Consider the following 12,903-nt stretch of genomic DNA (forward strand, 5'->3'; position numbering starts at 1 on the left):
CCCCACAGCCCCCAGCAGAAACTTCAGGTGCGAGGGTGTCCTGATTTAAAGCTATTGCAGAAATCAGGAAGTGAAGTCTGCATTGGCCCGAGAAAGGGCCGGTGCAGTAGAAGTCCTGAATATTGCGTGTCGGTTCCCAGCGTCCAGCGGACGATCGGAAACCGGCAGCTGCAAAACTCTCATCCGCGTCGGCAAATCATGCGATGCCGCGAGCGCATGTAACGAGAGCCCCGTCCCAGCTACTCGGAACTCCCCGCACGATACAGTTCATGAATCTCCGCCATCGGCAACGCGCGAGAAAACAGCATGAACTCGTCGATGGCACCGGTGAAGTGACGAATCGGATTCGAATGCACCCGCGACCGGGTATTCCAGTTCCCCAGTTCGGCGTCTCCGATTCGCAGCTTCGTGTCGAGTGTCATCGGGACTTCACTGATCGGGTAGCCGTTCAGATAGTGCGTTACCCAGCCGTTGTCGCGATCGTAAGTGACGGCGACATGCAGCCAGAGACCGAACTGGGAAGTGGAGATGGCCCGCTTGGCGTCGTAATGCACAAGCTCCTTCCGTTCGGGTCCCTGAACTCCCAGCTCCAGCCCACCCAGATTGGAGATGTGCCAGTGCGGCTCACATTCGTCCCAGCTATCCGGCATCAGCAGAGAGTTGAAGCGGTTCTTCAGTTGATCGACCCGTACCCAGGCTGCCAGTGTCAAATTGTCAAACTCGCCCGGCACGACCAGATGCACTCTGTCAGAGACGTCGCGATATTCAAGCGATCTTTTCCCCGGCCAGCGTCCTTCTCCCCAGCGACAGCCGAAGATCGCACCGTTCAGCCGGTGATCCGATAGAAATCCGGCGTTGGTCAGAATTCGTGCCTGTGGGTCTTCCGGCTCAAATGTGTAATGGATCAGTAACGAGGTGTCCTGTTTGTGACGTTCGACGTCGGCCTGCCAGACCTTCTGTCGAATCTGAGCGGAAGTCGGAACATACCGCAGCAGGCTCTGGGCTCGGGAAAATCCCTGTCCATCCGTCGTAAACAACTCCATCGACTCGGTCGCGCCAAAAATCCGCAAACCCTGTCCGGAGACCAATCCCTCCTGCGTCATCCAGCTTGACGTCTGATTCGAGGGAGACAGTTTCAAAGGAGCCCGGACGTTGTGCACTTCAACGAGACTGCCATCTTCGGAGACATCGACGCCGAACTCGTTACCGTGGTCTTCCACAGTGACCAGTGGTGTCACCACACTCAGTACGGAGACTGTCGAGGGAGAATCAATCCAGAGCCGACCCGCGAGCAACCGCAATTCGTTGGCATGGGGGAAATGGAGGTCGGCCGGGCCTTCCACGACCAGCGTGACTCCGGCCATCGTCCGCAACTGAATCAACCCCGACTCCAGATAAAGCTGCGTGGCGGGAAGCGGGTAGCCGACACGCAATGGTGCCGTGCGCCACTTCGCGTCCAGTTCGTTTGTGAGAATGGCAGGGGGGCCATCGAGCGGCAATCGACTGGAGCCCGCTGCGGGCCCTGAGGATGTCACCTTGTCTGACTTCGCCTCTGCCGGCGTGTGGACTGCGACCGCAGGCCGACGTGTCGCAGGAGGGGACGGACGCCACCACAGGGCTCCGGTTGCCACCCCCAGAATCAGCAGCAATGCCACTCGAGTCAAACGTCGTAGTTGCGGGTTGAATCGTGCTCCCCCCTGAATCTTCACGCGAGGCTCTTGTGCAGGAGAACGGTCTTCTTCCGATTCAACCGTTCCTCTCAGAAGCTGCTCCACCAGGATGACCGGCGACGAAAGCGACTGAATCAGCTCCGCGTTCAGATTCATGTACTGAATGTAAAACGCCTCCGCTTCAGGGCGCAGCATGAGAATCTGTTCGAGACGTTGCATCTCTCCCGGCAATATGGTTTGTTCGCAGACCGCCTCCAGCAGCAGCCGCACTTCGTCATATTCGGGAAAGTCTCTCATAACTCGTCACTTTCAGGCAGTTGACCTGCTCATGGAAGATCGACCCTAGCGGAGTCAGTCGTCATCAGATCAACATTGTTCATCATCATGTTGCAGCGACTGCGTGATGCAGCGGAAGAGGACATGGCGAACACGTGCCAGGGCTTTGTAAACCGCATCCACGGTCCGTCCCTGCGCATTCGCTGCTGATTCCGTGGAGCCCCCCTCCATAAACCGCAGTTGCAACAATTGCTGATCCTTTCCCGACAGCTTCTTCATGCAGTCGGCCAGGGCTTCACGTCGGGCGTCCAGCTGCAGGGGGGCCGCCTGTTCAATCGTCGATTCCGCCAGCCGCTCCAGCATTTCCTGACTGAAGCAGACACGACTGCGCCGCTTCCGTTTGAAGAAGTCCAGAACCTTGAAGTAGGCGATCCGGCAGCCCCAGGCGGTGAAGTCGAGCGGGACATGCTGTTCGTCGAATTTTTCCCAGAGGAGAAAACTGACCTCCTGCATCACATCGTCGGCGTCGGTCCGATTGGGGACCAGCGTCAGGACATAGGCATAGAGTCGTCGCTGGTTCTGCAGAAACAGGCGCAGAAAGAGGCGGCCCCTGTCGGTGTTTGCATTCCCCTGGGACAATGCCGTATGAAAGTCCAGCGATCGCCGCGGAACTTCAGAAGCTGACGGATACCGACTCTGTTCCTGCACCATCGCACTCCCCTTTCGATCGCACGGCCTGCTGCAAAGTGCGCAGAAATCCAGTTGCTTCCCACTTATTTCTGCAGATCGAACTTCAGCTCTCGTGTCCCCTGTGAAGGAATCGACGCGGTGAGCTTCGACTTTCTGGGATTCGAATACTTGTCGGGAATGATGTTCTCCATGGGGGGCGGAATGACGGCGCCGGTCTCGTCGGTCTGCGGTGCCTCATCCCGGACCGCCTGTTTCATCACGGTGACTTTATAATCTCCCGCGATGACACCCGGCTTATTGCGGAGGCATGACAGGACAAACTTCCCCGCATCGTCCGTAATCGCCGACGCCGCATAATTCCCTTCAACCGGAGCAAACACAACGATGGCATCGGCGACTGGCGCCCCATCATAGAGTACCACTCCTTCGGCGGGCACGACATTCGGCTGACTCTTGATCCATCTGTCGCCCGCTCCACCGCAGCCCATACAGACAGTCAGCAGCACAAGCGCTCCCGGACTCCAGACTCTTATTGTTCTCTTGCAGTCCACGAACAAGCCTCCTGTCGACAGGACGAATTCTTCCGCCTGAACACACGATCGATCGGGTTTCAGGCTGTCGGGTAAATTTCTTGAATTGTGTCGGGATTCACTGCTCGAAACAGGGACCAAGAGTGGGCAGCTTCCGGATGACAATGGCAAGAAGTCAGCCCCCTTCCGGGCCGTGATCGCGTTCAATAATCGGCGGGAACTTCGCCACTCGCTTTCGTCCCCAGCGCCCCCCAGACTCCATACGGGCTGGCGTCGGAACTCGTGTTGGCGGGAGCGGTGACACTCAGATTGCCCGCATGAATGTTCTCACTGATGAATCGGACGGAACCGTCCAGCAGCAGTGCCTGGACTCCGCCTGTATGTCGGCTGGTGGGGGGAAAGAACCCTTCACGGGAGTGTGCACTGGAATTGGTGCCGTCAATAATGCAGGTCGCCGAATTCGGCGGCAGCACAGTATTGAACGCGTTGAAATAGCTCAGTGCATCTCCCCAGCGATATCCGGGAGAGGTGTCGCCGGTGAACGTGGCCCCTGAGTAAACCTGTCCTGTCAGCCGGGCACTGCAGGCAGAGGGGACGGAGCTGTTGATCGTAATCGCCATGCCCATCTCGTTTGTCAGTTCCGGTTTCACCCGTTCGGAAATCGCCAGTGTGTTACTGGTGCCGTCGGTGCACTCCGCAATTTTGTAATAACGGTTGGGCCCAAACATCCCCCGTGACTCGACCGACACGTAGGGTGCGGCATTCAGATTTGGCCCCTGGTCATCGCCTGCACAGAAGACGTAGCTGCGGGATCCACGCGTTCGCGTGGCTGTTCCCGGATCGACCCGCGACGGATCTGACGGACAGTTGAACAGCGGCAGATTCGTTAGCCACGGACCGCTATTGTCCCAAGGATTCCCGTTCACGCTCGTCAATTGAGTGTAGAGAGCCGACTGGTCCAGATAGGGGAGAAGGGCGATCAAGCCCGTCATGCGGACCCGATGAGATTCTCCCCCACCGACTGCCCGGGCCGGAAAGCGGTCAAAGACATCGTGATAGTTGTGCAGTGCCAGACCAATCTGCTTCAACTGGTTCTTGCACTGGGAGCGTCGAGCCGCCTCGCGTGCCTGCTGCACTGCGGGCAGCAGTAACGCCACGAGTACCGCGATAATCGCAATCACGACCAGCAGCTCAATGAGAGTGAACCCTCTCCGTCCCCATACCCGAATGTTGCGAGTCGCAGCAGACATACCAAGATCCTTCAGTTTCAGTGTCAGATGATGGAACCGGGAGACTTCCGGTTGTGAACAGGAATTCAGAACGCAACAGCCCCGGATCGGCGCAGAACCTCTCCCGAACCGTTCATTGACAGCAGAATCGCAAGGAAAGAACAGGGGGCGGCGTGACGACACCAGATGAACCGTTGCACGCCGCAGCCAAGGAGCCGCCAGCCACAGCAATGATCGACAACGACCGTCAACAAGGGACCGCTCGGGGATGCGGCAAGCGCCACATCTTCCGCGGGACAACATGAAACCCGACGAGTGCAGATTGTTCTTTCCGGTCGCCTAATAGCGAGTTTCTGCTCGCTCAAGCGCTCAGATCCGAGTGCCGGGCAGGGGGAATCCAGACTCTTTAGTACTCACCGATCGTCTCTTTTCCCCCTCGCGAGGCCAGTGCGGCACGCAGGTTGTTATCCAGATTCTCGGACAAAAACCGCACAGCTCCGTCGAACATCAGGAACTGGGCTCCACCGGCGTGATTGCTATGGAATCCCGCGAACCCGATATCATTCTCCAGCCGGGAGTTGATGGGTGTGCCCAGTGAGCCCGCAAAGGCTGCGTGTTTGTTCTCCGCATCGGGAGAGCCGAGGCAGTAATAGGCTCGAAACCGGACGTTGCCGACTTCTGTCACTCCGCTCCGAAACCGCTCTCCGATCGCGGCGGTGTTACTGGTTCCATCGCGAATCTCCGTCATTTCGAAGCAGTTGTTCTGCGTGAAGCCGCCGGTGTAGTACGTTCTATTCAAGGGGACATAATCATCCATGCGGTTGTTGCCCCAGGTGGCCTGTGCAGAGACCGCGGGGTTTCCGATGGTTCCCGTAATGACCGGGCTGTAGTTACAGGGGGAAATGTCTTCACCCATCGTAATTCCATCGCGGCTGGTCGCCCCGTCCTTGTCCAGTTCTCCGTAGGCAGCAAGATCTGTGGCGGAAGGGCACTTCAGGACGGCGATCGGTGTTATTCTCGCTGCCAGATTGGGGCCCTGATCCCAGATCATTTCGTCGCTCCCCCACTTCATCGACTGGTACAGCGGAGCCTGATCGAGATAGGGAAGGAGCAGACTTCCCCAGTAGGTGGCCTGGCGGTTTTTTGTGTTCGACGTCACTCCGGTCATGAGCACCTTGAAGGCGGCAGGCGGAAACACCTTGTGGGTGTCGTGATAATTGTGAAGAGCGAGGCCGATCTGATGCATGTTGTTTTTGCAGGTGGACCTGCGGGCTGCTTCCCTGGCCTGCTGAACTGCGGGCAGAAGCAGGGCAATCAGAACCGCAATGATGGCGATGACCACCAGCAGTTCGATCAAAGTGAAACCGGAGCGCTGTTGAGACCTCGCCATGCACACCTCTCTTGGGGATATCCTTCAAACAACAAAGGCGAAAACATCGACGGAATGTGGAACGACCGAACATTGCCCCGTCGTTCAGCCCGCCGCCGCAACTTTTCCTGTCCCGTCGGTCAGAACTTCAATCAGGACCTCATTCCGACCGGGCTTCACCTCAAACCGGATCGGTCGGGAGAGTTCCTTACTCCACGGCTTCAGTGGATCGGCCGAACCAACCATCACGTCACAAGTGCCGATCACCGCACCATCGGCGGGTCCATACGTGGAGAGAACGAATGTCCCATCGGAATTGATCATGGCAGCCGCCGTTTTGCCGGGCCGGTTGCCGGTCGATGCGACGGGTGAGAACTGCACCATCCCTTCGCTGACCGGCTTTCCTTCGCACAGAACTTTGCCGACCACCGGCGCGACCGTGAACGATTCGCCGGAATTGCAGCCTGACTGAAACGCGAGCGAGCACAGGACTGCGATCAAAGGAATGCAGGAAACCGGAATGGCGACTGCTGTTCGTCCCTGCCCGGATGCCAGAGCCTTCAAATCAAGGCCCGGGCGGGGCTCGGCCAGAAGCCGGAAGGATCGTACTCGGGTCGGTGAATCAGTCACTGCTTCGTTCCCACAAGGTTTCTGCAAGGGGTTACTCCCTGGCGCGGTGACTCTTGGCTATTCCCGTGCAGCAAGCCTTTCACGTGATGAAATGCTTACTCCCGCACGACGAGGAGATGCCGATGAAAGTCAAAATCTCTCGCACAGGGCGCGAACCACGAGACAGATGAGCCGGGCCACCGGCCTAAGAACAATTCACCTGTCGAAGAAGGCCCCGGATGCGCACAACACCAAAGGTCAGCCACGAGCCTCAGACAAGCCCAGTTCGTCAGGGGACTCGTGGGAAACTCCGAATTCAGTGGGCTTCCCAGATGGAAGTGGCCAGTGGCGAAGCAATCTGGAACAAAATATTCGCAACTTTTGATGTTTTTTCAGTCGCGGCTGCCGACCATCTCTTCGCACGCGACTGATGCGCTCACGCACGAACAGAGGGAAGCTCTTTACCAGATCCGTCCCGAACGGATCTCGATCACTCGAAGGCTCAAGCACCCGACAGAACGTATCGGGAACAGGAACAGCCCCGTGCATTAACCGATGATGACCCGAGGGCGAATCGCTTCATCCGGTTCCGCGCGACGCAGCATGTCGCGGACAATCCACGGAACATTGCCTTCTCCGAACAGGAGAAACTGCAGGTTGGTCCGCAAGGGGCTTTCGTCGGACCAGCCAAAATGCAGTTCCACGGGTCGCGCCCCCTGAGAGAGGTTCAGAGCGATGGCAGCCAATGCGGGCGCCACAGCGGTACAGCGCGTCACGTGAATCACAAAACGCCCTTCTTCCTGGCGAATTGTCAGGCACGGCTCCTGAAAGAAGTCACTCGGGTCACCCACTTCGATCTCGACGAAGACGACCGGCACTTGGGCATCCAGATGATGCCAGTCCCGCAACTCGCGTTCTTTGGCTTCGAGAGAACGTCCCCCCGGTCGATGAGGAGCGAGGACCGGGATATCGAGATACTGCAGCGTCTGCCAAAGGAAGCGCGATTCATCATCGCTGAACTCGAACCGGACAACGCGGAGCTCCCCGCTGCGAAGAATTCGCGAAGCGATGGAGATCAGAATGATGCCGCCAATAAAAGCGGAAGCGATGAGCAGCCCGTCCGGCTTTTCGATCATGATTGCCAGCGTGGCATAGGCGAACACCAGCAGAATGAAAATGGATGTCCACGGGAGTCGCTGCCAGAAGGTCCCGGTCCGTTCGTGAAACTTGCCAATCACCACCGCTGTGCAGGCGCTGAGAATGAGCACCATCACGCCCGTGGCATAGGCGGCTCCCTGAGATTCGACATCGGCATCGAACCAGAGCGTGACGACGATGCAGATCAGTGAAATCACCAGCACCAGTGGTCGTACCGCCGCCGCCCAGTGAGGGGCCATGCCGTACTGGGGAAGGTAGCGGGGGATCAGGTTCAGCAGACCGGAGAGGGCACTGGCACCAGCGAACCAGAGAATTGCCACGGTGCTGAAATCGTAAATGGTTCCGAACAGCTCGCCGCACCAGGGCGCAATCCGCTGCGGTCCTTCCCCGTGCGCGAGGTACGCCAGTGCACGGTTGATGGCCGGCCCCCCTTCCACCAGCGCTTCGGGAGCAATGAGCAGCGTCGTGACGACAGACGAGCCCAGCAGCATCGCCGACATCACGATGGCCGAAGTCAGCAGCAGCTTCCTCGCATTCCGGATTCTTCCGCGTGGAGTGTGAGCATCGTCTTCCGCGTCCCCCTGGATCAGCGGCATCACCGCCACACCGGTTTCGAATCCGCTCAGCCCCAGAATCAGCTTGGGGAAGAGCACCAGACTGAGCAGAAAAATACTCACCAGCGACAGAGGACGAGGCGTGAACTCGGGGAGGCCCAGCTCACCCGATTGAACATGCTGCCACCACTGGCTGACCAGTTCCGGATTCTTCGCCACCGACAGCAGCCCGGCCCCCACGACCAGGGCATTGAGCACCAGGAACACAGCGGCAATGCCGACGGCAATCCCGATCACTTCACGAAAGCCGCGAAGGAACAACGCCCCCAGCAGAATCAGCATCACCAGAGTGATGGTGAGGTTGTCCTGCAGAAAATCCGGCGCGTTGATCCAGATCGGGTTGTGCAGCAGATGTTCTGCGGCATCGGCTGACGAGAGCGTGATCGTGATGACAAAGTCCGTGGCTGCGAAGCCGAGCAGGACAAGAATCAGGACTTTGCCCCACCACCCCGAGAGCAATCGTTGCAGCATGGCAATCGAGCCCTGTCCATGCGGGGAGTGGCGCGCGACATAAAAATAGGTCGGGATCGCCCCGAACAGGGTAATGAGCACCAGAAAGATGGTCGCGATCGGAGCGAGTCGACCCGCCGCCAGGAACGCGATCGAAGGCTGGTACGCGAGCGTGCTGAAATAGTCGACGCCCGTCAGGCAGAGAACCCACAGCCAGAAGGACTGGTGCGGTGCCTTGGAATGCCCCGGCTGAACCTCCCCCGTGTGAGGGGGGAGGTCATCGCGAGAACAACTTGCTTTCATAGGACGCGAATCCGATCGCTAGGCAACTGTGCTGCCGCGTGGATACCGGACCTTATTCAGGCAGCGGACGATCTTTTGTCTCCGGGGCAAACGGCAGCGCCATCAGACCCAGGACGAAGATCGAGCACATGGTCAATCCGGCATACCGGAATTTTGTCAACGGGTCGGAACCCGCGAAAAGTCCACCGAGCAAACCGAGTCCCCAAGGCCCCGAAGCGGCCACGAAACGACCGACGTTATAGCAGAAGGAGACCCCGGTACTGCGGAGCCGGGTCGGGAACAATTCAGGCAGATAGACGGCATATCCCCCAAACAATGCCAGCTGACAGAAGCCCATCAGTGGAATCATCCAGAAGATCTGGGAGAAGTTTGCCAGTTTGGCAAAGACGAGGGCGGTGCTGAGACCAGCTGCCACGAACGTGACGGCGAAGGTCGGTTTACGTCCCATCCACTGGGAAACATAGGCAAATGCATAAATCCCGAAAAATGCGCCGAGATTCTGCATCATGGAAGTAATCCCCTTCCACTTCGCGATCTTTCCGTTCAGCTCTGCATCGGGAAGATTCAGGCCCTTCCAGTCATTGCGCAGGACCTGTTCCAGCAGGTCATACGAGAAAAAGCCGATCCCCCACAGCCCCACGACACCTGCAAATGCCAGCGTCATTCCCACGAGCGTGTTCCGCCGCAAAGTGGAATTGCTGAACAACTCGATGTATGTGTGATAAATCGGTTTGCGTACTTTATTCTCGGCCATGGCACGCTGCCACGACTCCGGTTCCTTCATATTGCGGCGGATGACAACCACCAGCAGCGCCGGCAGGGCCCCGACAACGAACATCCAGCGCCAAGCCGAGCCAATGGCGCCGGAAGATTCCAGACTTCCCAGCACAATGCTCAGCAATCCGGCGGTAATATTCCCGACGGCTGACAACGCCTGCAGAAGTCCCAGCGCGTAAGGTCGGGCCCGGGATGGCATCGCTTCCGCCACGAGTGAGACGCCCACTGCGAACTCACCTCCCACACCCAGACCGGTCAGAAACCGGTAAACGGCAAAGTCCCAGAAGTTATAGGAAAACGCACTCAAACCGGTGCAGGCAGAGTACATCAGAATGGTCCAAGCCATGACGCGGGCGCGTCCGTAGCGGTCGCCCATCATTCCAAAGATCAGACCTCCCGTTGCCCAGCCCAGCAGAAAAATGGCAGTGATGTAGCCGCTGTATTGGTTAACGAGGGTTGGGTCCACCGCTCCATCAGCACCCCGGGGGAGCAACGCCCGCATGGCCGGCATTCGAGCCAGCGCGAAGAGCTGTTGATCCATCGTGTCAAACAGCCAGCCAAGCGCGGCCACTGTCAGAATGAACCAATGGGTCCGGTTCAGCTCCTTGTACCAGGGAACCTGATTTCCCGAAGTAGTCTGAGCGGCGTCATCATTGGAGGGCAAATCAATATGCAACGGATCACCTCGTCGACGTCTGGCGGGCTAAGGGGGAGTGCAAAAGCCTCAGTATCTTGAGCCCACTTCGAAAAGCGATCGCCGAGCACACAATGCGCGCACCGACACTTGCAGGTCGACTCTCTGAGAGGGCCTCAACGCGCACAGTTTTAGCCACCCGGGGCATCGATTGACAGCCAGCAGGCCGATGAGGCCGATTTTCCACTGAGAGTGGTGCGGATTCTTAGGTTTGAAAAGACTGACATCTGTTCGGAAGTACAGATTTCGCAGCCTTTCCAGACAATCAGGGAGTGGCGTTCCCGACAGGGGCTGCAGAGGCTGGCCAGGCCAGAATTTGCTTCCGAGCAGCAGCGGACGTGGGGCGGGTCGCCCCCAGCACACTCGCCAGAGCAGTCCGAAGTCCTGCATCGGTCTCCAGCGACCAGACGTTACGCAACCGGCTCACATCCCCTTCTCGGAGTAGAAGCCCATACCGCGCGATGTGAAACGCGAGCTGCCGGGCGGCATCCTGGCGGATCTCCGGTTTCATCGAGGGGGCAATCACCACGTTCAACAATGCTTCCTGGACGCGCGGACTGCCAATCGCTCCCAAAGCCACCAGCGCGTGAGGCGCCACAGATTCCTGATTGACAGCCCCGATCAGTGCCTCTTCCGCAATCGAAAGATCGAACACTCCCGCGACGTTCCGCATGGCCAGTCGCCGTAGCCAGAACGCGGCTTCTTCAATCCGTTCGGTGCGCTGGGCATGGGTCAACGGGGGAGGATTGAGCTGGGCCAGCACAGGCTTCAGGCCCCGGTTCAGTCCTAATGAGTCGGAAGCTTCATCGACAAATGCGACCCGCTGAAACTCATTCACGAGTCGGTCGAAATCATGCCGGGCGGCGGCGGGGCCGTAGATCACCACCGGAATGTTGGCCGTCCGCGCATCTGCCCGCAGGTTGGCAATGGTCTGTGTCAGTTCCCAGCGAATGACATTCGGATGCAGGACAGCGAGTTCCACGTCGCCGCGCTGGGCGACGGTTTGGAACCCGGCCTGTCCGGTTGCGGCGAGTTGCGGTCGGAAGCCGACTTCACCAAAAATTCCACCGGTTTGTGAGGCACGGTGGCTGTTCGGATCCATGATGACCCCCACCGCATGCCCTTCCGAGTTCAATGCCCGGGCGAGAATCTCGACAACCCGACGTGAACCACGGAACTCTTTAACAGGTTCCCATTCCAGAATGGTCACCGCTGCGGCGAACTGCACGCGAGTGGAGGGGAAGTCGAGCGCCTCGATAATCGGGCTGCCGCCGGCAGGTCGCTTCAACAGGTCGACGGAACCGGTTTGGCCCAGAGCTTCGATACTGGCCAGTGCCGGGGCAATCAGGTTCTCGGCCAGTGACAGACGCAGAAGCTGTTCCGTCGTGACGGGTCCGGTTCTCACCAGCAGATCGAACGCGGTTGCTGGTCCCTGAGGAATTGGCTTGTCCCAGCCTGACTCCTCAACTTCTCGTGTCAGCAGGGCTGCGAGCAGGACAATTGCAGCATCTTCGGACGAAGGAGCCAACTGTGCAGACTCCCGTGCCAGCCGTTCCGCGAAGAACGTGGCAGCGTTTCGCCGAGGGACGACGTGCTCCTGAATCGTTCCGGCAGCGGAGTCCCAGCTCCACGTCGATAATTCGGGAGACTCCAGCTCTACTTCCGACCACTTGTGACGGTCTCCCAGATAGGCCAGCGCTGCCTGAAGTAATTTTGCAGCTGCGCCGTCTCCGGAGACCTGAGCAACTTTCGCCGGATCGCGGAGCAGTAACCGCGCCAGTGATCGCCGGGCCGCCAGTCGCACTCCCGGCGATTGGTCTTCTGCAAAAGCCGGAGCCCACAGCCAGATGGCGTCGTTCTCGCCTCCGACATAACCGAGCACGTCCGCCGCCACCGCGCGAACGGTGTCGTTGGGAGACGTCAATGCGCCGACCATTGTCGGGGCAATTTCCTGTCCGAGGCGAGTCAGGGCCACGACGAGCACGTCCGTGCTGACTCCGCGATCAGACTGCAACTCTGTCAGAATCGCGGGAACGGCATATGGGCCGAGATGACGCAGCTCAGTCAGAGCTTCCGCCCGTTCCCGCGTGCTGCCATTCAGCCGGGGGAGAATATTCTGCACATAACCGGGCTGATTTCCCAGATTGCGGACTGCCTGAGTCAATTTGTCGACCAGCTGATCGGCCAGTGGCTGCAGGGCTTCCACACCTGTGAGCTCGACAAACGTCCCCGTGCCGTACTTGTCTCTTAACGCAAGTAGATCACTCTCTGCGGGATTCTGATTCAGAAGCTGCTCGAGGTAGTAGCGGGCCAGTTCCGGCCGTGCGAGCTTCACCATCAGCAGGGTCGCGTCGAAATACCCATCAACTGTGGTGGGCTGGATGACCAGTGGAGATTCTGCGGGTGGCTTCGCGGGAACAGCAGTTTCCGTCTGAGCGAGCGCCGGGCTGGAGGCTGCCACCAGCATCGCGCAGAGAGTCATCGGATTACGGACAGCGTCGTTCCACCGCATTGAATTCCTCCCGACCGGCTGA

The 12,903-nt window shown here is 58.8% G+C and carries 9 protein-coding genes; all 9 read right to left on the reverse strand.

The genetic code is table 11. The features are described 5' to 3' along the window. Positions 1 to 239: 239 nt before the first annotated feature. Complete coding sequence (locus SH664x_RS11760) at positions 240 to 1,967, reverse strand: LamG-like jellyroll fold domain-containing protein (RefSeq protein ID WP_437201124.1); 1,728 nt, start codon at positions 1,965 to 1,967, stop codon at positions 240 to 242. Positions 1,968 to 2,036: 69 nt separating this feature from the next. Further along, entirely contained in the window at positions 2,037 to 2,657 is a 621-nt protein-coding gene (locus SH664x_RS11765; protein ID WP_437201126.1) for a sigma-70 family RNA polymerase sigma factor, read from the reverse strand. A gap of 62 nt (positions 2,658 to 2,719) precedes the next feature. Next, on the reverse strand, positions 2,720 to 3,187 hold the full coding sequence (locus tag SH664x_RS11770; RefSeq protein ID WP_437201128.1) for a carboxypeptidase-like regulatory domain-containing protein: 468 nt from the start codon (positions 3,185 to 3,187) through the stop codon (positions 2,720 to 2,722). A gap of 182 nt (positions 3,188 to 3,369) precedes the next feature. Beyond that, entirely contained in the window at positions 3,370 to 4,416 is a 1,047-nt protein-coding gene (locus tag SH664x_RS11775; protein WP_437201130.1) for a DUF1559 family PulG-like putative transporter, read from the reverse strand. 385 nt (positions 4,417 to 4,801) lie between these two features. Then, on the reverse strand, positions 4,802 to 5,785 hold the full coding sequence (locus tag SH664x_RS11780; RefSeq protein ID WP_437201132.1) for a DUF1559 family PulG-like putative transporter: 984 nt from the start codon (positions 5,783 to 5,785) through the stop codon (positions 4,802 to 4,804). Positions 5,786 to 5,869: 84 nt separating this feature from the next. After that, the gene (locus SH664x_RS11785) at positions 5,870 to 6,394 is read right to left on the reverse strand and encodes a hypothetical protein (RefSeq protein WP_437201134.1); all 525 of its coding nucleotides are present in this window, start codon (positions 6,392 to 6,394) and stop codon (positions 5,870 to 5,872) included. 527 nt (positions 6,395 to 6,921) lie between these two features. Further along, positions 6,922 to 8,898, reverse strand: a complete 1,977-nt coding sequence (locus tag SH664x_RS11790; RefSeq protein WP_437201136.1) for an amino acid transporter — start codon at positions 8,896 to 8,898, stop codon at positions 6,922 to 6,924. Positions 8,899 to 8,950: 52 nt separating this feature from the next. Continuing rightward, positions 8,951 to 10,351: an MFS transporter gene (locus SH664x_RS11795; RefSeq protein WP_437201137.1), complete on the reverse strand. Its 1,401-nt coding sequence runs from the start codon at positions 10,349 to 10,351 to the stop codon at positions 8,951 to 8,953. Between the two features lie 283 nt (positions 10,352 to 10,634). Then, positions 10,635 to 12,881 (reverse strand): hypothetical protein, encoded by a 2,247-nt coding sequence (locus SH664x_RS11800; protein WP_437201139.1) that lies wholly within the window; start codon positions 12,879 to 12,881, stop codon positions 10,635 to 10,637. Positions 12,882 to 12,903 lie beyond the last annotated feature (22 nt).

The organism is Planctomicrobium aquicomposti (assembly GCF_051466325.1).
Taxonomy (GTDB): domain Bacteria; phylum Planctomycetota; class Planctomycetia; order Planctomycetales; family Planctomycetaceae; genus Planctomicrobium.

Coding starts and splice junctions, on each gene's coding strand:
- SH664x_RS11775 (WP_437201130.1), bottom strand. CDS start 4,416: ATGTCTGCTGCGACTCGCAACATTCGGGTATGGGGACGGAGAGGGTTC.
- SH664x_RS11800 (WP_437201139.1), bottom strand. CDS start 12,881: ATGCGGTGGAACGACGCTGTCCGTAATCCGATGACTCTCTGCGCGATG.
- SH664x_RS11760 (WP_437201124.1), bottom strand. CDS start 1,967: ATGAGAGACTTTCCCGAATATGACGAAGTGCGGCTGCTGCTGGAGGCG.
- SH664x_RS11765 (WP_437201126.1), bottom strand. CDS start 2,657: ATGGTGCAGGAACAGAGTCGGTATCCGTCAGCTTCTGAAGTTCCGCGG.
- SH664x_RS11790 (WP_437201136.1), bottom strand. CDS start 8,898: ATGAAAGCAAGTTGTTCTCGCGATGACCTCCCCCCTCACACGGGGGAG.
- SH664x_RS11780 (WP_437201132.1), bottom strand. CDS start 5,785: ATGGCGAGGTCTCAACAGCGCTCCGGTTTCACTTTGATCGAACTGCTG.